The organism is Arthrobacter sp. sptzw42 (assembly GCF_059089685.1).
In genome coordinates this window covers 218803-241630 of record NZ_JBNHEX010000006.1, presented here as the reverse complement: position 1 = coordinate 241630, position 22828 = coordinate 218803, and the positions used below count along the sequence as shown (strand labels likewise).

Here is a 22828-nt window from a genome sequence, read left to right as displayed (position 1 = left end):
CTTACGGTGACCGGGACAAGAAGCCTTTTGGTGACCGTCCGCGTCGTGAGGGTGAGGGCGAGCGCCGTAGCTTTGGAGCCGGTGACCGTGACCGCAAACCCTCCGGGGACCGTCCGCGCCGCGATGGCGAGGGAGAACGCCGGGGTTTCTCCGGTGGTGAGCGCAAACCGTTCGGTGACCGTGACCGCAAGCCTTACGGTGACCGGGACAAGAAGCCTTTTGGTGACCGTCCGCGTCGTGAGGGTGAGGGCGAGCGCCGTAGCTTTGGAGCCGGTGACCGTGACCGCAAGCCTTACGGCGACCGCGACCGCAAACCCTTTGGTGATCGCGAAAACCGCTCCTTTGGTGACCGACCGCGCCGTGACGGTGAGGGCGACCGCCGGAGTTTTGGCGGGGGAGAGAACCGGAAGCCTTTCAGCGACCGTCCGGGCCGCGGCGACCGCCAGGACCGTGCGCCCCGGAGCTTTGACCGCGACGCCGGACCCCGCACCTTTGACCGCGACGCCGGACCCCGGAGCTTTGACCGCGACGCGGGACCCCGCACCTTTGGCCGGGACCGCCAGGAAGAGCGTCCTGCCCGCGTTCCCAACCTGCGCGACCTCCGAAGCGCCAACCGTCCGGATCGCGAACGGTCTCCCCAGATTGACGACGATGTTACCGGGAAAGAGCTGGACCGGGCCACGCAGCACCAGATCAAGACTCTCGAGGCCGCCAGCGCGGAGTGGGTTGCCCGCCACCTGGTGATGGCCGGCCGCTTGATTGACGACGAGCCGGAACTGGCGTTCCAGCACGCCCTTGCTGCCAGCCGGCGCGGTGGAAGGCTCGCTGCTGTCCGCGAAGCTGTTGGACTTACGGCCTATGCTGCCGGCCACTACGGCGAGGCGCTTCGGGAATTCCGGACCTACCGCCGGATCAGCGGCTCCAACGTACATCTGCCGGTGATGGCTGACTGCGAACGCGGCCTCGGGCGTCCGGACCGTGCGCTGGACGTAGTACGGTCCGAGGAAGCCCAGGACCTCGACGCTCCCGGCAAGGCCGAGCTCGCCATCGTGGCTGCCGGCGCGCGTACCGACCTCGGCCAGCTCGACGCCGCCGTGGCCGAACTGGAGATCCCGCAGCTGGACATCAACCGTGCGTTCTCCTACAGCCCCCGCCTCTTCCGCGCTTACGCGGACGCACTCGCCGCAGTGGGCCGTACCGCCGAGGCGGAGAAGTGGCAGAAGCAGGCGGTGGTGGCGGAGAACGCCCTCGGCCTGGGCGTTGACGAAGAACCCGACATTATCGACCTGGGCTGGGACGAGCAGGAGGAAGCCCGCGAGGAAGCAGAACGCCGGCGCTTGCTGGACCGCGCCTCTTCCGCTTCGGCTTCAGCTGCTCCCGCTGACACGCGTGCAACAACCGGCGCAGCCGCAATATCTGAAGCCGTCCCAAAAGAGGCATCCGGAGCAGGCCACGCCGTCGACGCCAGCATCGATGACGAGGAACCGGACTACTTCGTTTCCGACGACGCCGAATCTGACGAGGACTCGGTCGAAACCGATGAACTGGACCACGACGGAGAGGAACTGCCCGCCGGCAACGCTCCTGAAGATCAGCAGGATCACCAGGATCGCCGGGAAGACTAAAGGCCAATGACAGAAGCGACTCTGATTTCCCGGTTCGATGCACTGCTCGCAGACCTGGACGGCGTGGTCTATGCAGGACCGCACGCCATCCCGGATGCGGTGGAATCACTCCAGCAGCTGGCGGGCCTGGGGGTGAGCCTGGGCTATGTGACGAACAACGCCTCGCGCCGTCCTGCCGATGTCGCAGCGCATCTCCGGGAGCTCGGTGCACCCGCCGATGACGACCAGGTGGTGAGCTCATCCCAGGCTGCTGCCGAGTTGCTGGCCTCTGAGCTGCCCTCAGGTTCCAAAGTGCTTGTCACCGGAAGCCCTGCCCTGGCACACGAAATCGACCTGGTTGGCCTGGTTCCCGTGTATGGCCAGGAGGAGGACCCTGTGGCGGTGGTCCAGGGCTTTAACCCGGCCATCGGCTGGAAGGAACTCGCTGAGGCAGCCTACGTGGTATCTGCCGGCGCGATGTGGGTGGCTACCAACACTGACATGACCGTACCGCAGGCCCGCGGCATCGCACCCGGAAACGGCACCCTTGTCGCGGCGGTCACCGCCGCTACAGGCCAAACACCCCGCGTCGCCGGCAAACCTGAGGCGCCGCTTTTCCACTCCGCCGCAAAGCGGCTTGCCGCCGAGCGTCCCCTGGTGGTCGGCGACCGGCTGGACACAGATATCCTGGGCGGCAACAACGCAGGCTTCGCCACCGTGGCGGTCCTTACCGGCGTCGACACCCGGCTGACCATCCTGGCTGCCCGCTCTGCTGAACGCCCTAAATACATCATCAGTTCCCTGGCCGGCTTGCACCGCCCGTACCCGCCAGTCACGGAAGCCGACGGTACCTACACCTGTGGCGAGACATCCGCACGTGTGGCAAACGGCGCCGTCGGCATCATTGGCGCCCAGGACAACCTCGATTCGTGGCGTGCGGCGTGCGCCGCGTGGTGGGCAGCGACACCGGACGCCTCCACGCCCCAGGCGCCGAAGCTCGTGTGGATGGATCACTAGGCTGGTTGCATGTCTGTGCTGAGCCAACCCGACCATCCAACAGCAGCCCAGCCCTCCCCGGACTGGCCGCAAGCCGGCCAGGCCGAGGTGGCGGACCCTCTGGTCCAACAGTCCCTCGGCCGCCTGGACGCTTTGCGCCGGACACCGGTGGCGGAGCATGAAGCGGTTTACAGCGAACTCCATGATGAACTGCGCGCCGCCCTGGACGCCGATCCGGCGGAGCACCACCGCGCCCGGATCAGGAATTCGGACGGCGCCTGATGCCGCTGCGCCTTGACCAGGCGTTGGTTGCGCGCGGCCTTGCCCGGTCCCGCACCCATGCCGCCATGCTGATAGCTGAAGGAAAAGTTAGCTCGTCGGGCCAAGTGCTCGGCAAGGCATCACTCCAGGTTCCTGAGGACAAAGACCTCGTGGTCCGGCACGACGGGCAGGACAGCTACGTGAGCCGCGCCGGGCACAAACTGGCAGGGGCCCTCGATGCCTTTCCCGAAGTTTCTCCCGCCGGGAAAAGGTGCTTTGACGCCGGCGCCTCCACCGGCGGCTTCACTGATGTGCTGCTCCGGCGCGGCGCCTCGCGGGTGGTGGCGGTCGACGTCGGGCATGGCCAGCTGGTCCCTCAGCTGCGGGACGATCCGCGCGTGGAAGTCCACGAGGGACTCAACGTCCGCTACATGAAGCCGCAGGACATAGGCGGCGCGGCTTCGCTGACCGTGGCTGACCTGTCCTTTATTTCCCTGACCCTGGTAGTGCAGCCGCTGGCGGATTGCACCGAGCCGGGCGGTGACCTGGTGCTGATGGTGAAGCCGCAATTCGAGATCGGCAAGGACCGCCTGGGCCGCACCGGGGTAGTCACCTCTGAACGGGAACGCCGGATGGCGGTGGAGAAAGTGGCCCGGGCAGCGCAGGAGGCGGGACTGGAGCTCGCCGGCCTTGCCCAGAGCCCGCTGCCCGGCCAGGACGGAAACGTTGAATACTTCCTGTGGATAAAGCGCAGGATCAACCAAGAGTTGCCTAAGATCGAAGAGCGAGACGCAGCCACCGCTGCCTTGCTCGGACGTATCTGGCACAACCACTAGAAAGCGGAACCTGATGAGCAGGCGTGTACTGGTCCTCGCCCACACTGGCCGTGAGGAATCTTTGAAGGCCGCCTGGGAGGCCTGCGCCCAGCTTCACGCCTCCGGCATAGTCCCGGTCATGCAGGAATCAGAGCTGGATGACATGGAAAGGTTCTTCGGACACCTCGCCCAGCCCGTGGAGGTGCTCCACGACCACGTCCAGCTCCCCGACGTTGAACTGGTGATGGTCCTCGGCGGGGACGGAACGATCCTGCGCGCGGCCGAACTGGTCCGGGAAGTGGACGTGCCGCTGCTCGGCGTCAACCTCGGCCACGTGGGCTTCCTCGCCGAAAGCGAACGGGCGGACCTGGCCCAAACCGTCGAATGGATCGCCAGCCGCGAATACACGGTGGAAGAGCGCATGACCATTGACGTCCAGGTGTGGGTCCGGGGACAGAAGATCTGGCACACCTGGGCCTTGAATGAGGCCGCAATCGAGAAGGCCAACCGCGAACGCATGCTCGAGGTGGTTACCGAGGTGGACCAGCGTCCGCTCACCTCCTTCGGCTGTGACGGCATCGTTGTTGCCACTCCCACGGGATCAACGGCCTACGCATTTTCAGCGGGCGGTCCTGTGGTGTGGCCGGAGGTGGAGGCACTCGTCATTGTCCCCATCAGCGCGCACGCACTCTTTGCCAAGCCGCTGGTGGTCTCGCCCCGCTCACGCCTCGCTGTCGAAGTCCTCGGCCGCACAGATGCCCAGGGCGTCCTCTGGTGTGACGGCCGGCGCTCCGTGGATCTGCCGCCGGGCGCCCGGGTGGAAGTGACGAAGTCAGCAACTCCTGTGCGGCTGGCGCGGACCCATCAGACCCCGTTCTCGGCGCGGCTGGTGCGGAAGTTCGAACTGCCCATCCACGGCTGGCGGGGACCCGTCCCCAAAGCCGAATCCATCCACACGGGCCCCATTCCCATCGTCCGGACACCCCGGCCCATGCCGCCGCTCCAGGTGGCCGGCAGCGGGCAGCCGGACGCCGATCCCGATCCCTCAACCGCAAAGTGAACCATGCTTGAAGAACTGAGAATCCGCGATCTGGGCGTCATTACTGACGCAACTCTGCCGCTGGGCCCCGGGCTCAGCGTGGTCACCGGCGAAACCGGTGCCGGAAAAACCATGGTGGTCACCGCCGTCGGCCTTCTCCTGGGAGCCCGAGCGGACGCCGGCGCCGTCCGCAGCGGTGCCAAGAGCGCAACTGCAGAGGCCGTGATTAAGCTCGATTCCGGCCACCCCGCCATTGCGCGCGCCCTCGACGCAGGTGCCGAAGCGGAAGAGTTCGACGGCGGCGCTGAGCTGATCCTCGCGCGCCGGCTTGGCTCAGATGGCCGCAGCCGTGCTTTCCTGGGCGGGCGTGCCGCACCGGTGGGTGTCCTTGCCGAGATCGGCGAAACGCTTGTTGTGGTCCACGGCCAGTCGGACCAGATCCGGCTCAAAGGCGCGGCAGCGCAGCGCGGGGCGCTGGATAAGTTCGCGGACGAATCGTTGGCCGGTCCGCTGGGCGCCTACCAGGACCTTTACAGCCACTGGAAGTCAATCCAGGCAGAGCTGGACTCGCTCCGCAGCGCCGCCCGGGACCGGCTCCGGGAAGCCGAGTCCCTGGAGGCGGCACTGGCTGAGATTGACGACGTGGACCCGCAGCCGGGGGAGGACGAACTCCTCAAAGCAGAGGCAGTCAAGCTCGCCAACGTCGAGGAACTGCGGATTGCGGCGAGCACCGCCCACCAGGCCCTGATCGCCGAGGACTTTGGCGAAGCAGGCGACGCAACAACCCTGGTGGATGCCGCCAAGCGCACCCTGGAGCACGTGGCTGAGCACGATGCCGAGCTCGGTTCCGCAGCAGCCCGGCTGGCTGAGGTGGGGTTCCTGCTGAACGATATCGCCACCGAACTGGCCAGCTACCAGGCCGGGCTGGACAGCGAAGGACCTGAACGGCTCGCCGAGATCGAGGACCGGCGCGCCGTCCTGGCCAAGCTGATCCGCAAGTACGCGCCCTCCGTCGACGAAGTCCTCCAATGGGCTGACAATGCCCGGGTGCGCTTTGAAGAGCTGCAGGACGATTCAACCCGGATCGAAACTTTGGACGCCGAGGTGACCCGGGCCGGGGCGGACCTGCAGAAGCAGGCGGCGGCCATCACTAAAATCAGGACCAAAGCGGCCAAGGAGCTTTCATCCCGCGTCAGCGCTGAACTGAAGGCCCTGGCCATGGCCGATGCCACATTGGTGATCAACCTCGAGGGCACTGGCCAGCCGGGACCGCATGGCGCGGACGAAATCAGTTTCCTGCTGCAGCCGCACTCAGGAGCTCCCGCCAGGCCGCTGGGCAAGGGGGCGTCCGGCGGTGAGCTGTCGCGCGTCATGCTGGCCATCGAGGTGGTGCTGGCCGCCGTCGACCCGGTTCCCACGTTTGTCTTCGACGAAGTGGACGCCGGAGTGGGCGGACGCGCCGCCGTCGAGATCGGCCGCCGTCTGGCCATGCTGGCACGCCACGTGCAGGTGCTGGTGGTTACCCACCTGCCGCAGGTGGCCGCCTTCGCGGATCAGCACATTACGGTCACCAAAACCTCCGTGAGGGGAGCGGACGGCAAGACAGCCACCGGTTTCACCTCAAGTGATGTCCGACTCCTCGCCGGCCCGGAACGGGTGCGCGAACTGGCCCGGATGCTGGCCGGCCAGGAAGACTCGGAGTCGGCGCAGGCACATGCGCAGGAGCTGCTGGACGACGCCAAACTGCTGCCACAGCGGGCCTGACCCGTTGCCGGCCACGGACGGCCGGCCCGGCGGGCCCCTTGCCTGCCTCAAGTCCGGAGCCGCAGTATGGATCATTTGGGGAACAATTACCGGACCCGTGGAAGGCTCATTTGATGATAGGCTCGAATTCCGTGGTGCAGCGATCAAATTCCCGTGTAAATTCCCGGTTCCCGGGCTCGTCCAAGACGACCAAACACATCTTCGTAACCGGTGGTGTGGCGTCCTCGCTCGGTAAGGGACTGACGGCATCAAGCCTCGGTCATCTGCTGCGGGCACGCGGCCTGTCTGTAACTATGCAGAAGCTCGATCCCTACCTGAACGTGGATCCGGGCACGATGAACCCCTTCCAGCACGGCGAAGTCTTCGTCACTGACGACGGCGCCGAGACAGACCTGGACATTGGACACTACGAGCGCTTCCTCGACGAAAACCTCGAGGGCTCGGCCAATGTGACCACCGGCCAGGTGTACTCCACCGTCATCGCGAAGGAACGCCGCGGTGAGTACCTCGGCGACACCGTACAGGTCATTCCGCACATCACCGATGAGATCAAGCGCCGCATGCGCCTTCCCGCCGAAGGCAAGAACGCCCCGGACGTCATCATCACCGAAATCGGCGGGACCGTTGGCGACATCGAGTCCCAGCCGTTCCTCGAATCGGCCCGCCAGGTCCGCCAGGACATCGGCCGCACCAACGTTTTCTTCCTGCACGTGTCCCTGGTGCCGTACATTGGGCCCTCCCAGGAACTGAAGACCAAGCCCACCCAGCATTCCGTGGCGGCGCTGCGCTCCATCGGCATTCAGCCCGAAGCGATCGTTATCCGCTCAGACCGCGAAGTGCCGGACGCCATGCGCGAAAAAATCGGCCGGATGTGCGACGTCGACATCGACGCCGTGGTGAACGCCGCAGATGCCCCCAGCATCTACGACATCCCCAAGACCCTGCACAGCCAGGGCCTGGATTCGTACATTGTGCGTGCCCTGGACCTGCCGTTCAAGGACGTCGACTGGACCAGTTGGGACAAGCTGCTTGAGGCCGTCCACAACCCCAAGCACCACGTTGAAATCGCACTGGTGGGCAAGTACATCGACCTCCCGGACGCCTACCTGTCCGTCACTGAGGCACTGCGCGCCGGCGGCTTCGCCAATGATGCCAAGGTCAAGATCCGGTGGGTCCCCTCCGACGAGTGTGAAACCCGTGAAGGTGCCATCCAGGCCCTGGACGGGGTCAACGCCATCTGCGTCCCTGGCGGCTTCGGCATCCGCGGCCTGGAGGGCAAGCTCGGCGCCCTCAAGTTTGCCCGCGAAACCAAGCTTCCCGTGCTGGGACTCTGCCTGGGCCTGCAGTGCATGGTCATTGAGTACGCCCGCAACGTTGTGGGGCTGGAGGGGGCTTCCTCCAGCGAGTTCGAGCCGGACTCCAAGTACCCCGTCATCGCCACGATGGAAGAGCAGCTGGAGTTTGTTGAAGGCGGCGGCGACCTCGGCGGCACCATGCGCCTGGGCCTCTACGAAGCCAAGCTTGATGCCGGCTCGGTGATCGCCGGGACGTACGGCAAGACCACCGTCAGCGAACGCCACCGACACCGCTACGAGGTGAACAACAAGTACCGTGAGCAGATCGCAGCCGAGGGGCTCGTCTTCTCCGGCACGTCGCCGGACGGCAAGCTGGTGGAGTTCGTCGAGCTCCCCGCCGACGTCCACCCGTACTACGTGGCCACCCAGGCGCACCCTGAGCTGAGCTCGCGCCCCACGCGTCCGCACCCGCTGTTTGCCGGGCTTGTGAAGGCAGCCCTGGACCACCAGGAGGGCGCCGACACGGCCGCCGGCCTTGGTGCTGTTGCTCCGGAGGCCGAGCAGTCCGGTACGGTAGCCGCTAAGTAGTTCCCGCACGACAAAAGGACGGCGCGATGCCCGGTACACCTGAAGCCACCCATGTAGTCCAGGTTTCGGATGCACCGAGCCCGCGCCGTCTTTTGTCTACGGAAAAGGTTTACGGAGGCCGGATCTGGGACGTGGTCAGTGACACCTTCCTGCTGCAGGAAACGGGGGAGGCCCTCACCCGGGACTACATTGAACACCCTGGCGCCGTGGCCGTCCTGCCCATGAACGACGACGGCGAGATCCTCCTTCTGAAGCAGTACCGGCACCCGGTGGGTATGGACCTCTGGGAGATTCCCGCCGGGCTGCTTGACATCGAAGGTGAGGACTTCGTGGTGGGCGCCGCCCGTGAGCTCGCCGAAGAGGCAGATCTCGCTGCCGGCACCTGGAATGTCCTGGCCGACTTCTTCAACTCACCCGGTTCCTCGAGCGAGGCCATTCGAATTTACCTGGCCCGAAACCTCACCTACGTCCCGGACCATGAGCGCCATTTGCGTACGGACGAGGAAGCCGAGATCGAGTTTCACTGGATCGCCCTTGACGACGCCGTGCAGTCCGTTCTGGCCGGCCGGCTCCACAACCCGTCCGCCGTCGTCGGGATTCTCGCCGCTGCAGCGGCCCGCGCTGAGGGATATGCCACTCTCCGCCCCGCGGACGCGCCCTGGCCCGCGCACCCCAGCCAGCGCTGATGGTCCCTGGTCCCTCTGCTGAGCTGGCTCCTGCTGCACCGGTTCAGGAAGCTCCGGAACAGATCAGTGACGCCGCGCGGCCAGTTGCCCCGCCATCGGCCATTGACCGCGGCATCACGGACTACCTGCAGCACATGGGCGTTGAACGGGGCGTTGCAGCCAACACGCTGGCGGCCTACCGCAGGGACTTGGCCCGGTACTCCCGGCACCTGGCCGCAGCCGGCTGCAGCCGCCCCGAAGACATCACCCGCCACCATGTGACAGGCTTCGTGCGCGCCCTCACGGACGGGTCCGACGGCGGGTCCGCCCTCGGCGTGCGCTCCGCCGCCAGGACAGTGGTGGCCGTCAGGGGGCTGCACAAGTTTTGGGCCCTGGAAGGGTTCACCACAACGGACCCCGCCAGTGATGTACACCCGCCCATGCCCGGGAAGCGCTTGCCAAAAGCCATCAGCGTGGACGAGGTCACCAGGATCCTGGAGGCGGCCGGAACCGACACCGCCACCGGGCTCCGCGACCGCGCACTCCTGGAATTCCTGTACTCCACCGGCGCCCGCATCAGCGAGGCGGTGGGGCTGGACGTGGATGACATCTCCCTGCAGGAGCCGGAGACGGGGCCGGCCATCGTACGGCTGTTCGGAAAAGGCTCCAAGGAACGGCTGGTACCGCTGGGTTCCTACGGCGCCCGTGCCCTCGATTCCTACCTGGTCCGCGGCCGCCCGCTGCTGGCCGCGAAGGGAAAGGGAACGCCGGCGTTGTTCCTTAACGCCCGCGGCGGCCGCATCAGCCGCCAGAGTGCCTGGACCATCCTGAAGGCTGCCGCGGAGAAGGCCAACATCACCAGGGACGTCTCACCGCACACCCTCCGGCACTCCTTCGCCACACACCTGCTCGAAGGCGGCGCGGACGTGCGCGTGGTCCAGGAGCTGCTGGGGCACGCGTCCGTGACCACAACCCAGGTCTACACACTGGTCACCGCGGACACCCTGCGTGAGACTTACGCCGCAGCACACCCGCGGGCACTGGGCTGATCGTGGCTGCTGCCGCAGTAGCACTGTGTTTCCTGCTCCGCGAGGTGGACGGCGCCTCCCAAGTCCTGCTGGGGATGAAAAAGACCGGCTTCGGGCGTGGAAAGATCGTCGGCATCGGCGGCCATGTGGAAGCGGGGGAAACTGACGCCGAAGCAGCCATCCGGGAGGTTCGGGAGGAAGCCGACGTGGGAATCCTTCCCGGTGACCTGAGGGACGCCGGCATCGTGCGCTTCGTGTTTCCTGCCAAACCCGAGTGGGACATGGACACGCGGCTGTTCACCTCCGTCCGCTGGGAAGGCGAGCCCACCGAGAGCGATGAGATTGCTCCGGCCTGGTTCGACACCGCTGCCCTGCCGGTGGACCGGATGTGGCAGGACGCCGGCCACTGGCTGCCGGTGGTACTCGAAGGCGGCAGGGTGAACATCGTGGTCACCATGGACAACGACAACGAAGCCGTCGCCTCATCGGAAAGCCTCCTCTTTTAAGGCAATAAGCAACATACCGCGGCCCGGCCACCGGGAGGTGACCGGGCCGCCGTCGTACCTTGGCCGATGAGGCGCCTAAGGCAGGTGCCGCTCCTCGGGCCCCACGTATTCGCTCAGCGGCCGGATCAGGGAGTTGGCCTCCAGCTGCTCCATGATGTGCGCGGTCCACCCGGTAATGCGGCTGGCCACAAACAGGGGAGTGAAGGTGGGGGTATCGAAGCCCATGAGGTGGTAGGTGGGGCCGGCCGGATAATCGAGATTTGGCTTGATGCCCTTCGCCTCGTCCATGGCTGACTCCAGCCCGTTGTAGAGCCCCAGCAGCTCAGGGCGGCCGTAGTGGGCGATCATTTTGTCCAGGGCGGCCTTCATGGTGGGCACCCGTGAGTCACCGTGCTTGTAGACGCGGTGACCGAAGCCCATGACCTTCTTTTTCTGGGCCAGCGCGTCTTCCATCCATGCCTTGGCGCGGGCCGCCGCTTCCTCCAGGGATTCCTGCGGCCGGATGCCGATCTCGTCGAAGGTGTGCATCACGGCCTCGTTGGCGCCGCCGTGCAGTGGCCCCTTCAAAGCACCGATGGCTCCCGTCACCGCCGAGTGCAGATCCGCGAGCGTGGAGGTGATCACCCTGGCTGTGAAGGTCGAGGCATTGAAGGAGTGCTCGGCGTAGAGGATCATTGAGACGTTGAAGGCCTCCACCACCTCCGGCACCTGTTCCTCGCCGAAGGTCATCCACAGGAAATTCGCGGAATAGCCGAGGTCATCACGGGGTTCGATGAGACCGTGCCCGTGGCGGCGGCGCTGGTCGTAGGCCACCACCGCCGGCATGGCCGAGAACAGGTCAATGGCTTTGGCCATGTTGGCCTCGCGGGAGGAGTCCTCAGCGAGGAGATGCCGGGCTCCCATTACCGAGGCGGCGGTCCGGCAGACATCCATCGGATGGGAGCTCTCCGGCAGCGCGTCGATAACCTGCTTGACCACCGGGTCCAGGTCACGGCCCGCCCGCTCCCGGGCAGTGAACTCTGCCAGCTGCTGCCGGCCGGGCAGCTCACCATTCCACAGCAGGTAAGCCACTTCCTCGAAGCTGCACCTTGCGGCAAGCTCCTGGACCGGGTAGCCCCTGTAGAGCAGGGAATTGGTGTCCGGGTTGACCTTTGAGACGGACGTGTAATCCACCACTACGCCGGCAAGACCTTTTTTGATGTCCTCTTCAGCCATGCTGAAACTCCTTCGTTCCTGTCGCCTGTTGTGCCGGACCGGGCCGGCGTGGCTTTCCCTACTCCCCGGGGACCCGGAAATTGAATACTCCGCTGTCGAAGCGGTTATAGCCTTCGTAGTCAACGAGATCGTATAAGCGTGCGCGGGTCAGCATGCTGCCCACCTGCGCTTCCTGCGTGCCCTCAGCCTTGATCGATTCCAGCGTACGCTCGGCGGCGCCCATGGCACTACGGAGAAGCGTTACCGGATAGATGACCATGTTCACGCCGGCACGTTGAAGCTGCTCCGTGGTGAACAGGTCGCTCCTGCCGAACTCGGTCATGTTGGCAAGGATCGGCACGTCCACGGCTTCCCGGATGGCCCGGAACTCGCCAAGGTCCTTCATGGCCTCGGGGAAGATGGCGTCCGCTCCCGCTTCCACCAGGGCCCGGGCGCGGTCCTGCGCGGCCTCGAGCCCGTCCACGGCGCGGATGTCGGTGCGCGCCATGATGAGGAAGTTCGGGTCGCGGCGGGCGTCCGCAGCTGCCCGGATGCGTTTGGTTGCCGTCTCCAGGTCCACAACGTTTTTGCCGTCCAGGTGGCCGCAGCGCTTGGGGTTGAACTGGTCCTCGATGTGAAGCCCGGCCAAACCTGCGTTCTCAAGTTCCTGCACCGTCCGTGCCACGTTCATTGGTTCACCAAAGCCGGTGTCGGCGTCCACGATTGCGGGCAGGTCCGTCATGCGGGCAATTTGCCCGGCGCGGGTGGCCACTTCCGTGAGGGTGGTCAGGCCGATGTCGGGCAGGCCCAAATCATTGGCCAGGACGGCCCCGGAAATGTAGACGCCGGCAAAGCCCTTTTCCTCGATCAACCGGGCCGAGAGCGGGTTGAATGCCCCGGGGAACTGGGCGATGGTCCCGGCGGCAAGGAGTTCACGGAACCGGAGCCGCTTCTGCTCGGGCGTTACCTGGGAGTACAGCATCAGAAGAGTCCTTTGGGGGAGGCGGCGGGATCGATGACGCCGGGCGCCGCGGTGATGTTCAGCTGGTCCAGCTCGCCGGCAGCGAGCTCCGGCAGGCGTTCGACGGCGGCAAGGAACCGATCGATCTCTGCCTCCTCCACGAGGCCGGCGGCGAGGGTGCGGAACTTGTTGACGTACTGAGAACGGCCGAAGGGGCGGGCGCCGAGCGGGTGGGCGTCGGCAACGGCGATCTCATCCTTGAGGACGGTCCCGTCTGCGAGGGTGATTTCCACGGAGCCGCCGAAGGCCTTCTCCGAAATGTCCAGCGAGTGGTACCGGCGGGTCCACTCGGGGTCTTCCTCGGTGCTGACCTTTTGCCACAGGTCTACAGTGTCCGGCCGGGCAGCACGGGCAGGGGAGTAGGAATCCACGTGGTGCCAGGCGCCGTCCTGCAGGGCGACAGTGAAGATGTAGGGGATGGAGTGGTCAAGGGTTTCCCGCGAAGCGGTGGGGCTGTACTTCTGCGGATCGTTGGCCCCGGACCCGATGACATTGTGGGTGTGGTGGCTCGTCCGGATCAGCACGGACTTCACGTTGGCGGGATCCGTAGCCTCAGGGTGCTTCCGGTTCAGCTTCCGCGCCAGGTCAATCCAGGCCTGCGCCTGGTACTCAGCGGAGTGTTCTTTGGTGTAGGTGTCCAGGATGGCCCGCTTGGCCTCGCCGGCTTCGGGCAGTGGTACCTGGTAGGAGGCGTCCGGGCCGTCCAGCAGCCAGGCGATCACCCCGTCCTCGCCTTCGTAAATGGGAACCGGGGAAGTCTGTCCGCGCATCGCCCGGTCTGCCGCTTCCACTGCCATCTTGCCGGCGAAGGCTGGGGCGTGGGCCTTCCACGTGGAGATCTCACCCTTGCGGGACTGCCGCGTGGCGGTGGTGGTGTGCAGGGCCTGTCCCACGGACTGGAAGATGGTTTCGACGTCGAGCCCCAGCAATGTTCCGATCCCCGCCGCGGCGGAAGGGCCCAAATGGGCAACATGGTCGATCTTGTGCTTGTGCAGGCAGATTGCCTTCACCAGGTTCACCTGGATTTCATATCCTGTGGCGATGGCACGCACCAGGTCCCGGCCGCTGGACCCCACATGCTGGCCCACGGCGAGGATCGGCGGAATGTTGTCCCCGGGGTGGGAGTAATCCGCCGCCAGGAACGTGTCATGGTAGTCCAGCTCACGCACCGCCACCCCATTGGCCCACGCCGCCCACTCAGGGGAGACGCGCTCGCCGATCCCAAAGACATGTGAGCCCTTCCCGCCGGAGCTGGGGCCGTGGGTGAGTGCCTGCGCCCGGGCTGCAATGATCGGTGCCCGGTTGAGCGAGGCGACTGCCACGGAAGCGTTGTCAATAACGCGGTTGATCACCATGTCCGTGACGTCGGCGGGCACCTTTACGGGATCGGCTGCAACCTTCGCGATTTTGTACGCAAGCTGGTCCTCGCGCGGCAGGTTTTCTTCGCTTTTGTAAACGCGGACGTGGTGTTCCTTGACCATGGTGCTCCTTAGCGGGATGGGTGGGTGGCTTTGATGTGGCACAGGCTGCGGTGGAGGTGGAGGGTGGTGGCGGCCTGGGCCAGGCGCGGGTCCCGGGCCGCAATGGCCTCGGCAATGGTGGCATGCTCCGCCGCTGCTGCTGTGAGCCGGGAAGCGTCATCGGCAGCAAGGCGTCGGATGCGGACCAGATGGACCCGAAGGCTGCGCATGGCCTGGGCAAGGTAGGAATTGGAGATGGCGGAATCAACGGCGGAGTCCAGCCGGCCCACCAGCAGGTAATAGTCCTCCAGGGCGGGGGCAGCCCCGGTAAGGAGCGACGGCGCTGCCCGGAAGCCGGCTTCGAGCTCCCGGAACGTTTCCGGATCGCCGCGTTCGGCGGCGAGGGCGGCTGCTTTGCCTTCCAGCGTCTCCCGGAGTTCGAACAGTTCGTCAATATCCTCCAGCGAAATATCTGTGACGACGACGCCGCGGCCGCCCGCCGCCGTCGTCAGTCCTTCTGCGGTCAGGCGCCCCAGCGCCTCCCGGAGTGGCGTGCGTGAGACGCCCAGGCGTTCTGCCTGCTCCACTTCGGCAAGCAGGGCGCCTGGCTGGAGGCGCCACTGGACGATGTCATCGCGCAGCGCGGCGTAGGCGCGGTCGCTTGCTCGCACTGGTTTCCCTTCGATGGTGGAAGGCCAGTGTATACAGGAGGGCCTGCCTTTGCACCGTTCCCCGAAAAAAGACCATCAACTCCCGCCGTGTGTATACAGCGGCTCTCCAGGTGCTCGATCCAGCCTATGTACAGGCCGGGTTAGCGGCCGCTCCACCGGTATTCGTTCTCCGGCCGGCCCGGCGTGCCGTAGCGGGATGTCCTGGATACCGTTCCGGCGTCGGCGAGGTACTCCAGGTAGCGGCGCGCGGTGACGCGGGACATGCCCAGCGCGTCCATGACCTCGGTGGCGGAGACGGCGCCGTGCTGCTGCTTTATGAACTCCTGGACCGAAGCCAGGGTGGACACCGAGAGGCCCTTCGGCAGGGGCAGTTCGGAGGGTGCCCGCAGGCTGGCAAACGCCTGGTCCACGTCCGTTTGGGAGGCCCCTGACTTCCCGTACCCGCCTTGCGGTCCGGCCAGTTGCTGCCGGAACTGCTGGTAGCTTGCCAGTTTGTCCGCAAAGGTTGCGTAGGTGAACGGCTTGATCAGGTACTGGACAACACCGATGGCAACGGCGCTGCGGACGATGGCCAGCTCCCGGACTGCTGTGATGGCGATGATGTCTGCAAGTATTCCTGCCGCCCTCATCCGGCGGGCAATGTCCAGGCCATGGAGGTCGGGCAGGTTCATGTCCAGCAAAACAAGTTCCACCGGGTTTCCTGCGGCGGCGAATTCGTTCAGCAACCGCAGGGCTGACTGGCCGTCGGGGGCGGTGCCGGCGAGTTCGAAGCCTGGCAGCCGCCCCACGTAGGCTGCGTGCGCGGCGGCTGAGATGGCCTCGTCCTCCACCACGAGGACCCGGATGATGCTCATTGTTGGTGCTCCTTCTGTGCCGGGATTGCTGCGGGGAGGAACACCTCGAACTTGGCGCCCCGCCGTCCATTAATGGCAAGGCTGCCTCCCAGGCGCTGGACCGCCTGCCGTACCAGGGCGAGCCCAATGCCCCGGCCGCCGGGGCCTGCCGGTTTGGTGCTGTACCCGTGCCGCAGAATGTTCTCCGCTGCGGCCTGATCGATGGCGGGGCCGGAATCATGGACTGTGATGTCCAGTCCTTCCTCGTCGGACTCCACCGTGAGCTCCACCCGGCGCGGCGGCGGGCCGTCCGCCGCCGCGTCCATGGCGTTGTCCAGCAGGTTACCAAGGATGGTCACCAGGTCCTGGACGGCGATTCCGGCAACACTGGCTGAGCCGAGGGTTGCAACATCCAGCTGCACCCCGCGTTCGTGGGCTTCAGCCACCTTGCCCATCACCAGGGCGCCAACAACGGGCTCATCCACGGAGCTGAGCATGTCATCGGTCAGCTGCTGGCTAAGCTCCAGGTCCTTGGTGGCGAAGGCCAGGGCCTCCTGGGTGCGGCCCAGTTCCAGTAGGGAAACCATGGTGTGCAGCCGGTTGGCGTGTTCGTGCGTCTGGGCCCGGAGGGCATCGGAGAGGGTGCGCATTGTTTCCAGCTCGCTGCCAAGGGCTTCTATTTCTGTGCGGTCCCGCAATGTTGCCACGGTGCCGTACACGGGCGTTCTGCCGCGGCTGCCCGGGGATCCGGGCCCCTTGGCGGGACCCTGGTTGACCACCAGGATGCGCGAACCGGTCAGGATGATCTCGTCCTTGGCGCTCCGCCCGGACTCGAAGAGCGTCCGGAGCCCCTCCTCGAGCGGCAAGTCGGCCAGCGAGGGCGGACGGGCAGGGTCTTTGCTGGCGGGTCCTTCCAGGCCCAGCAGTTCCGCCGCCTGGTCGTTGTACATCACCACCTGGCCCTTTGTGTCGATGAGGATCAGTCCCTCCCGTACGGAATGCAGCACCGATTCGTAGTATGCAAACAGTTGGGCAAGCTGCTCCGGCCCCCAGCCGCGGGTGACCCGGCGGAGGTAGCGGCCCAGCAGCCACGACGCGAGGGAGCCCCCCACCAGCAGGGCCAGGCCGATGGCCAGGAGGGCGGGCAGGCGCCCGGCGAGGGCCACATCGATGGTCCGCACAGTCACGCCGACAGACACCATAGCCTTCACCGCTCCCGCGCCGTCCTTGACTGGAACGATGGAGCGGACTGATGGCCCAAGGGTTCCGGCCACCACCTCAGTGAAGGCCTCGCCGCGAAGCGCGGCCTCGATGGAACCAATGTAGGGCCGTCCGATTTCCTCGTTCCGGGGATGCGTCCACCGCGTCCGGTCCGGCGCCATGATGGTGATGAAGTCCACGCCGGTTGCCGCTATGACGTTATTGGCAAACGGCTGGAGGGTAGGGGACGGGTTTGGGGAAGCGGCCGCTTCCAACACCAGCGGACTGGCTGCGATGGCAGCTGCTATTCCCGCCATCCGCTGCCCCGCTTCGTCATAGGTACGGTCGCGGGCGTCCACATACGTGGCCGTGCCAACCACGGCGATGAACGCCGCCACAATCAGCAGGTTCGCCACGAAGAGCCGTCGGGCGATACTCCAGCGGTGGATCATCTGTACCTCCCACGACCAATATGAACGCAACGGTGAGCTGGATCACCACGTGCCCAATGATGGATATCACACCGGAGGACGCGTAGAGCCCAGAGATTGTGCCGCAGCGTCTATCAGATTATCCAAAGGAGACACATCATGGCTTCTCAACGAGGAGAGTCGCTTGACACCGTGGGGACGCGGCGCAAGGGCATCGACAAATCGCATTACCTCTACATCGCCGTTATCGCCGCCGTCATCCTCGGCGCACTGGTCGGCCTGATGTTCCCTGAGGTTGGCAAATCCCTCAAGCCGCTCGGCGACGGGTTCATCAAGCTCATTAAGATGATGATCGCTCCGGTGATCTTCTGCACCATCGTCCTGGGCATCGGCTCCATCGCCAAGGCGGCCACGGTGGGCAAAGTGGGCGGCCTGGCGCTCGGTTACTTCGTCGCGATGTCGACGTTCGCGCTCGCGATCGGCCTGGTGGTGGGCAACCTGATCCACCCGGGCGAGGGCCTGAAGCTGGCGCCGTACGATCCCAACAAGAAGGCAGAGGTCGACAGCACCGTTGCCTTCCTGCTCAACATCATCCCGGGCGATATTCCGGTCCTGCCGACGCTGTTCGCCGCCATCCTCGTTGGCTTCGCGCTTCAGAAGATGGGCCCGCAGGGCGCGCCGATCCTCAAGGCCATCGGCCACGGCCAGGTACTGGTCTTCCGCATCCTGATCATGATCATGTGGCTCGCCCCCGTCGGCGCCTTTGGTGCCATCGCCGCCGTAGTTGGCGCCACCGGCTTCCAGGCCATCGTCAGCATGTTCACCCTGATGGCCGCCTTCTACATCACCTGCGCCCTGTTCATCGTCATCATCCTGGGCGGCCTGCTCAAGGTGGTTACCGGGGTCAACATCTTCAAGCTGATGAAGTACCTGGGCCGGGAGTACCTGCTCATCTTCTCCACGTCCTCCTCCGAAGCTGCCCTGCCCCGCCTGATCGCCAAGATGGAACACCTCGGCGTCTCCAAGCCTGTCGTCGGCGTCACGGTACCCACCGGCTACTCCTTCAACCTGGACGGCACGGCCATCTACCTGACCATGGCCTCTCTCTTCGTTGCCAACGCCATGGGAACCCCGCTGGACCTCGGCGCACAGATCTCCCTGCTGGTCTTCATGATCATCGCTTCCAAGGGCGCCGCCGGCGTCACCGGCGCCGGCCTGGCCACCCTTGCCGCCGGCCTGCAGGCACACAAGCCGGAACTGCTGGGCGGCGTGGGCATGATCGTCGGCATCGACCGGTTCATGTCCGAGGCCCGTGCCCTCACCAACTTCACCGGCAACGCTGTGGCCACCATCCTGATCGGCACCTGGGTCAAGGAGATCGACGGCGCCCAGGTAAACGACGTCCTCTCCGGCCGCGAACCGTTCGACGAGGCAACGATGATGGCGCACCACCACGGCGAGGTGGTGCACAAGGAAGAAGGAGCCCGGACGGTTCCCGCCAGCGCCTGATCCTCCTTACGGGCGGAAGCTCTGCCGACAAGACAAAATTGCCCCCGCAGCCTTCGCTGCGGGGGCAATTTTGTCTTGTTGCAGGCCAACCTTCGACCTCAGCTAGAGGGTCAAGGCTCAACATCCGCAGAAAGTCAAGTTGCCTCGAATACCGTGTCGGGCGCTGTAACCTTGGGAAGAAGAAGGAGCGTTGCTGGCCAGCCAGCGGCAGGAAATCAACGTCATCGAAAGTGTGGATAGATACGTGAGCAGCGAACAGGGTTCAGCAACTCTGGAGGGCACGCAATTCGACCTGGAAGATGCGGTGATGGGACCCACCGGGCGCCCCTACCGTGAGTTCCCGGAACCAGCGCCCCTGGCCTCCCACGGTCCGGCCCGCGTCATTGCCATGGTCAACCAAAAGGGCGGCGTAGGGAAGACCACCTCCACCATCAACCTCGCGGCGGCACTGGCCGAGTACGGCCGCCGTGTGCTCCTGGTCGACTTTGATCCCCAGGGCGCACTGTCTGCCGGCCTGGGCGTTAACCCCCATGAACTCGACCTCACGGTCTATAACGTGCTGATGGACCGCAAGGTGGACATCCGTGACGCCATCCACCAGACCGGCGTCGAAAACGTGGACCTCCTGCCCGCAAACATCGACCTTTCCGCGGCGGAAGTCCAGTTGGTCAACGAGGTGGCCCGCGAGCAGGTCCTCGACCGTGCCCTCAAAAAAGTGGAGGACGATTACGACGTCGTCCTCATCGACTGCCAGCCGTCCCTTGGCCTCCTGACCGTCAACGCCCTCACCGCCGCGCACGGCGTCATCATCCCGCTCATCTGCGAGTTCTTCGCCCTGCGCGCGGTTGCGCTATTGGTGGAGACCATAGACAAGGTCCAGGACAGGCTTAACCCGCGCCTGCAGGTGGACGGTGTTCTGGCCACCATGTACGACGCCCGGACGCTGCACAGCCGCGAGGTCATTACCCGCCTGGTGGAGGCCTTCGGGGACAAGGTTTTCGAAACCGTCATCAAGCGCTCCATCAAGTTCGCGGACGCTACTGTCGCAGCAGAACCGATCACCAGCTACGCGGGCAACCACGTGGGTGCCGACGCCTACCGCAGGCTGGCCAAGGAGCTGATTTCGCGCGGCGGCGCACCGTAGCCACCCGGGTGGCCGAATCAAAACCCGGCTTCGAGGTACGGCTTGCCAACTTCACAGGACCCTTCGACCTCCTGCTGGGACTGATTGCAAAGCACCAGCTGGACATCACCGAGGTAGCCATTGCCACGGTGACCGACGAGTTCATCAAGTACATCCGGAACCTGCAGAAACTGGGCGAAGAGTGGGCCCTGGACGAGGCCAGTGAGTTTCTGGTCATCGCGGCCACGCTGCTGGACCTCAAAGCCGCCCGGCTGCTCCCTGCCGGGGAGGTCGAGAACGATGAAGACATCGCGCTGCTGGAAGCCAGGGACCTGCTCTTCGCCCGGTTGCTCCAGTACAAGGCCTTCAAGCACGTCGCGGGCCTTTTGGGCGAAACCCTGCAGCAGGAGGCCGAGCGCTTTCCCCGGCAGGTGGCACTGGAGGGACACTTCGCCGCCATGCTTCCCGAGCTCGTCTGGAAGCACACTCCGCAACAGTTTGCCCGCATGGCTGAGGCCGCACTGCTGCCAAAGGCCTCAAAGCCAACAGAAGTCGGCCTGTCCCACCTTCATGGGGGCAATGTCAGCGTAAAGGAGCAGGCAGAAGCGATGGGCCTGCGGCTTCAGCTTGAATCACCGCTGACCTTTCGCGCCCTGATCGCCGATGCCGAATCCACCCTGGTGGTTGTTGCGAGGTTCCTTGCCCTCCTGGAACTGTTCCGGGACAAGGCCGTTTCCTTCGACCAACTGTCCCCGCTCGGGGACCTGGCTGTTCATTGGACTGCCGGAAAGGCGGAATGGTCTGCCGAAAACCTGAGCGAAGAATTTGAGGAGCAGCTGTGACTGAGCAGCCAACAAAAGCGGCCCCCGCTGCGGAGCCGGACATTGAAAGTCTTCCCGGCGGGGCCAAGGCCGCCCTTGAGGCGGTACTTATGGTCATCGACCAGCCGGCCTTGGAGGAAGAACTGGCGGCAGGACTTGACCTTCCCCTTGCCACGGTCGCTGCCCTGCTCGCAGAACTTCAGCGGGAGTATAGCGGCTATACTGTTAAAGCCCCGGATTTGGATCAAGCCAGTGGAACTGGTCTAGGCTCCAGCCCCCGGGGTTTTGAATTGCGGAAAGTCGCCGGTGGCTGGCGGATCTACTCCCGTACGGAGTTTGCGCACATCGTGGGCAAATATGTGCTGGAGGGCCAGACGGCCAGGCTTACCCAGGCCGCCTTGGAAACGCTGGCGGTCATTGCATACCGCCAGCCGGTTTCCAGGACCAGGGTGTCCGCAATCAGGGGAGTCAATGTTGACTCTGTCGTACGGACGCTTGCCCAGCGCGGACTGATCGAGGACTCGGGAACGGATGCAGAGTCCGGCGCCATCCTCTACCGGACCACTTCATATTTCCTGGAACGGATGGGGATCGGCTCGGTGGCTGAGCTGCCGCTGCTGTCCCCGCATCTGCCGGGGCTGGACGGTATCGCAGAGTTCTACGACACCGAAGGAATGTAGCCAGGGCGCAACCCCGGGCTGCACGCAAGAGTACTCACAAGGGCAGATTATTTCTGCAGGGCTGGCTAGGGTTGTCCATGGACACCCAGCCGGTCAACATATCGAAGGACGGGTCATGACACAGGCGGGACGCCAGGGTTCACCACGTAACGGTTCGGGACGTAACGGTTCGGAACGAAACTCATCACAGCGCAGCTCCTCCCAGGGCGGCAAGCCGGGCGGCGGTTTCCGCGGCGGGGCCCCAAAGCGCGGTGCCGGATTCGGCAGCGACCGCCCGCACCGCGCACCCAAGCCCCGCGAGGAGCGCTTCATCGATCCGGACGAGGCTGCTGCCGGTGGCCAGCCGGGCCGTGGGGCAACGGATCCAAAATCCGCCAAACCCTCTTCACGGAAGCCTGCCGCCCGCAAGCCCGGCGCGAAGAAAGCACCAGGGACCCCGGGAGCCCTTAAGCCAAAACCGCGCACCGGCGCGCCGGGAGCAGCAGCTTCCCGTGCTTTCGGCAGCGAACGCTTCGGCCAGAACCTGGGTCCGGTCCGCCGGCCCTCCCGCAGGAAAGCCCCGCGGGGCGAGGTTCCCCAGTCTGAACTCCATGATGCCGACGGCGTCCGCCTGCAGAAGGTCATGGCCTCCGCCGGCGTCGCGTCACGCCGTGTCTGCGAGGAAATGATTGCCGAGGGCCGGGTGGAGGTGGACGGCCAGGTAGTCACCGAGCTCGGCGTCCGCATCGACCCCAAAACCGCTGTCATTCACGTTGATGGACTCCGGATCCAGCTCGACGAGAACCTGGTGTACATGGTGTTCAACAAGCCCAAGGGCGTTGTTTCCACCATGGAGGATCCCGAGGGCCGCCCCTGCATCAGCGACTTCCTCCGCCACCAGCAGGGCGAACGCCTGTTCCACGTGGGCCGGCTCGACGTCGCTACCGAGGGCCTGCTGCTGCTGACCAACGACGGCGAACTCGCCAACCGCCTGACGCACCCCTCCTACGAGGTGCCCAAGACGTACCTGGTCCAGGTCCGGGGCCCCTTCCCGCAGGGCATTGGTGCCAAGCTCAAGGAAGGTGTGGAACTTGAGGACGGTTTCGCGTCAGTGGATTCCTTCCGGCTCGTGGATTCCACTCCCGGCCACGTCCTGATCGAAGTAGTGCTGCACTCTGGCAAGAACCGCATTGTCCGCCGCCTGTTCGACGCCGTCGGATTCCCGGTACTGCGGCTGGTTCGCGTCAAGGTAGGTCCCATCGGCCTGGGTGACCAGCGCCAGGGAAGCATCCGCAACCTTGGCAAGCAGGAAGTCGGCCATCTGCTGGCGTCCGTAGGGCTCTAG

20 protein-coding genes and 1 pseudogene are annotated in these 22828 nt (G+C 65.3%); 15 read left to right on the top strand and 6 right to left on the bottom strand.

Annotated features, from left to right (window positions below):
* The 10 genes from AC5RT4_RS10470 to AC5RT4_RS10425 all read left to right on the top strand — a co-directional run.
* A partial coding sequence (locus AC5RT4_RS10470; RefSeq protein WP_494105663.1) for a tetratricopeptide repeat protein occupies positions 1 to 1625 on the top strand: 1625 nt, incomplete at its 5' end.
* Between the two features lie 6 nt (positions 1626 to 1631).
* Complete coding sequence (locus tag AC5RT4_RS10465; RefSeq protein WP_494105662.1) at positions 1632 to 2621, top strand: HAD-IIA family hydrolase; 990 nt, start codon at positions 1632 to 1634, stop codon at positions 2619 to 2621.
* 9 nt (positions 2622 to 2630) lie between these two features.
* Complete coding sequence (locus tag AC5RT4_RS10460) at positions 2631 to 2882, top strand: hypothetical protein (RefSeq protein WP_494105661.1); 252 nt, start codon at positions 2631 to 2633, stop codon at positions 2880 to 2882.
* Positions 2882 to 3697 (top strand): TlyA family RNA methyltransferase, encoded by an 816-nt coding sequence (locus AC5RT4_RS10455; protein ID WP_494105660.1) that lies wholly within the window; start codon positions 2882 to 2884, stop codon positions 3695 to 3697. Before AC5RT4_RS10460 ends, AC5RT4_RS10455 begins: the two co-directional genes overlap by 1 nt.
* Before the next feature lie 13 nt (positions 3698 to 3710).
* Positions 3711 to 4736 carry an NAD kinase gene (locus AC5RT4_RS10450; protein WP_494039383.1) on the top strand — a complete coding sequence of 342 codons (1026 nt, stop codon included), beginning with the start codon at positions 3711 to 3713 and terminating at the stop codon, positions 4734 to 4736.
* 3 nt (positions 4737 to 4739) lie between these two features.
* On the top strand, positions 4740 to 6479 hold the full coding sequence (recN, locus tag AC5RT4_RS10445) for a DNA repair protein RecN (RefSeq protein WP_494105659.1): 1740 nt from the start codon (positions 4740 to 4742) through the stop codon (positions 6477 to 6479).
* Positions 6480 to 6592: 113 nt separating this feature from the next.
* The gene (gene pyrG / locus AC5RT4_RS10440) at positions 6593 to 8362 is read left to right on the top strand and encodes a CTP synthase (protein WP_494039385.1); all 1770 of its coding nucleotides are present in this window, start codon (positions 6593 to 6595) and stop codon (positions 8360 to 8362) included.
* A 26-nt stretch (positions 8363 to 8388) separates the two neighbouring features.
* Positions 8389 to 9048 (top strand): NUDIX domain-containing protein, encoded by a 660-nt coding sequence (locus AC5RT4_RS10435; protein ID WP_494105658.1) that lies wholly within the window; start codon positions 8389 to 8391, stop codon positions 9046 to 9048.
* A complete protein-coding gene (gene xerD / locus AC5RT4_RS10430; protein WP_494105657.1) occupies positions 9048 to 10076 on the top strand; it encodes a site-specific tyrosine recombinase XerD in 1029 nt (342 codons plus the stop codon). The genes AC5RT4_RS10435 and xerD overlap by 1 nt, the downstream gene beginning before the upstream one ends.
* Positions 10077 to 10078: 2 nt before the next feature.
* Entirely contained in the window at positions 10079 to 10561 is a 483-nt protein-coding gene (locus AC5RT4_RS10425) for an 8-oxo-dGTP diphosphatase (protein WP_494039388.1), read from the top strand.
* A 75-nt stretch (positions 10562 to 10636) separates the two neighbouring features.
* Here AC5RT4_RS10425 and AC5RT4_RS10420 read toward each other — a convergent pair whose 3' ends face one another.
* From AC5RT4_RS10420 to AC5RT4_RS10395, 6 genes and pseudogenes are all read right to left on the bottom strand, one after another.
* On the bottom strand, positions 10637 to 11776 hold the full coding sequence (locus AC5RT4_RS10420; RefSeq protein ID WP_494105656.1) for a bifunctional 2-methylcitrate synthase/citrate synthase: 1140 nt from the start codon (positions 11774 to 11776) through the stop codon (positions 10637 to 10639).
* A 58-nt stretch (positions 11777 to 11834) separates the two neighbouring features.
* Positions 11835 to 12737 (bottom strand): methylisocitrate lyase, encoded by a 903-nt coding sequence (gene prpB, locus AC5RT4_RS10415; protein WP_494105655.1) that lies wholly within the window; start codon positions 12735 to 12737, stop codon positions 11835 to 11837.
* Positions 12737 to 14257: an MmgE/PrpD family protein gene (locus tag AC5RT4_RS10410; protein ID WP_494105654.1), complete on the bottom strand. Its 1521-nt coding sequence runs from the start codon at positions 14255 to 14257 to the stop codon at positions 12737 to 12739. The genes prpB and AC5RT4_RS10410 overlap by 1 nt, the downstream gene beginning before the upstream one ends.
* Positions 14253 to 14907, bottom strand: a pseudogene (locus AC5RT4_RS10405) (GntR family transcriptional regulator); the annotation flags it as partial. The pseudogene AC5RT4_RS10405 and the gene AC5RT4_RS10410, both read right to left, overlap by 5 nt.
* A gap of 140 nt (positions 14908 to 15047) precedes the next feature.
* A complete protein-coding gene (locus AC5RT4_RS10400) occupies positions 15048 to 15761 on the bottom strand; it encodes a response regulator (RefSeq protein ID WP_494105653.1) in 714 nt (237 codons plus the stop codon).
* The gene (locus AC5RT4_RS10395) at positions 15758 to 17392 is read right to left on the bottom strand and encodes a sensor histidine kinase (RefSeq protein ID WP_494105652.1); all 1635 of its coding nucleotides are present in this window, start codon (positions 17390 to 17392) and stop codon (positions 15758 to 15760) included. Before AC5RT4_RS10395 ends, AC5RT4_RS10400 begins: the two co-directional genes overlap by 4 nt.
* A 138-nt stretch (positions 17393 to 17530) precedes the next feature.
* On the opposite strand from AC5RT4_RS10395, the gene AC5RT4_RS10390 reads away from it, so the two are divergent.
* From AC5RT4_RS10390 to AC5RT4_RS10370, 5 genes are all read left to right on the top strand, one after another.
* Positions 17531 to 18880, top strand: a complete 1350-nt coding sequence (locus AC5RT4_RS10390; RefSeq protein ID WP_494105651.1) for a cation:dicarboxylate symporter family transporter — start codon at positions 17531 to 17533, stop codon at positions 18878 to 18880.
* 244 nt (positions 18881 to 19124) lie between these two features.
* Entirely contained in the window at positions 19125 to 20024 is a 900-nt protein-coding gene (locus AC5RT4_RS10385; RefSeq protein WP_104045332.1) for a ParA family protein, read from the top strand.
* Between the two features lie 8 nt (positions 20025 to 20032).
* Positions 20033 to 20845 (top strand): segregation and condensation protein A, encoded by an 813-nt coding sequence (locus AC5RT4_RS10380; protein WP_494105650.1) that lies wholly within the window; start codon positions 20033 to 20035, stop codon positions 20843 to 20845.
* The gene (gene scpB / locus AC5RT4_RS10375) at positions 20842 to 21504 is read left to right on the top strand and encodes an SMC-Scp complex subunit ScpB (RefSeq protein WP_494105649.1); all 663 of its coding nucleotides are present in this window, start codon (positions 20842 to 20844) and stop codon (positions 21502 to 21504) included. The genes AC5RT4_RS10380 and scpB overlap by 4 nt, the downstream gene beginning before the upstream one ends.
* A gap of 115 nt (positions 21505 to 21619) precedes the next feature.
* Entirely contained in the window at positions 21620 to 22828 is a 1209-nt protein-coding gene (locus tag AC5RT4_RS10370; RefSeq protein ID WP_494105648.1) for a pseudouridine synthase, read from the top strand.

What these genes read in the sequence shown, in the direction of transcription:
- AC5RT4_RS10465 (WP_494105662.1), top strand. Translation starts at nt 1,632, where the DNA reads ATGACAGAAGCGACTCTGATTTCCCGGTTCGATGCACTGCTCGCAGAC.
- AC5RT4_RS10460 (WP_494105661.1), top strand. Translation starts at nt 2,631, where the DNA reads ATGTCTGTGCTGAGCCAACCCGACCATCCAACAGCAGCCCAGCCCTCC.
- AC5RT4_RS10455 (WP_494105660.1), top strand. Translation starts at nt 2,882, where the DNA reads ATGCCGCTGCGCCTTGACCAGGCGTTGGTTGCGCGCGGCCTTGCCCGG.
- AC5RT4_RS10450 (WP_494039383.1), top strand. Translation starts at nt 3,711, where the DNA reads ATGAGCAGGCGTGTACTGGTCCTCGCCCACACTGGCCGTGAGGAATCT.
- recN (WP_494105659.1), top strand. Translation starts at nt 4,740, where the DNA reads ATGCTTGAAGAACTGAGAATCCGCGATCTGGGCGTCATTACTGACGCA.
- pyrG (WP_494039385.1), top strand. Translation starts at nt 6,593, where the DNA reads ATGATAGGCTCGAATTCCGTGGTGCAGCGATCAAATTCCCGTGTAAAT.
- AC5RT4_RS10435 (WP_494105658.1), top strand. Translation starts at nt 8,389, where the DNA reads ATGCCCGGTACACCTGAAGCCACCCATGTAGTCCAGGTTTCGGATGCA.
- xerD (WP_494105657.1), top strand. Translation starts at nt 9,048, where the DNA reads ATGGTCCCTGGTCCCTCTGCTGAGCTGGCTCCTGCTGCACCGGTTCAG.
- AC5RT4_RS10420 (WP_494105656.1), bottom strand. Translation starts at nt 11,776, where the DNA reads ATGGCTGAAGAGGACATCAAAAAAGGTCTTGCCGGCGTAGTGGTGGAT.
- prpB (WP_494105655.1), bottom strand. Translation starts at nt 12,737, where the DNA reads ATGCTGTACTCCCAGGTAACGCCCGAGCAGAAGCGGCTCCGGTTCCGT.
- AC5RT4_RS10410 (WP_494105654.1), bottom strand. Translation starts at nt 14,257, where the DNA reads ATGGTCAAGGAACACCACGTCCGCGTTTACAAAAGCGAAGAAAACCTG.
- AC5RT4_RS10400 (WP_494105653.1), bottom strand. Translation starts at nt 15,761, where the DNA reads ATGAGCATCATCCGGGTCCTCGTGGTGGAGGACGAGGCCATCTCAGCC.
- AC5RT4_RS10395 (WP_494105652.1), bottom strand. Translation starts at nt 17,392, where the DNA reads ATGATCCACCGCTGGAGTATCGCCCGACGGCTCTTCGTGGCGAACCTG.
- AC5RT4_RS10390 (WP_494105651.1), top strand. Translation starts at nt 17,531, where the DNA reads ATGGCTTCTCAACGAGGAGAGTCGCTTGACACCGTGGGGACGCGGCGC.
- AC5RT4_RS10370 (WP_494105648.1), top strand. Translation starts at nt 21,620, where the DNA reads ATGACACAGGCGGGACGCCAGGGTTCACCACGTAACGGTTCGGGACGT.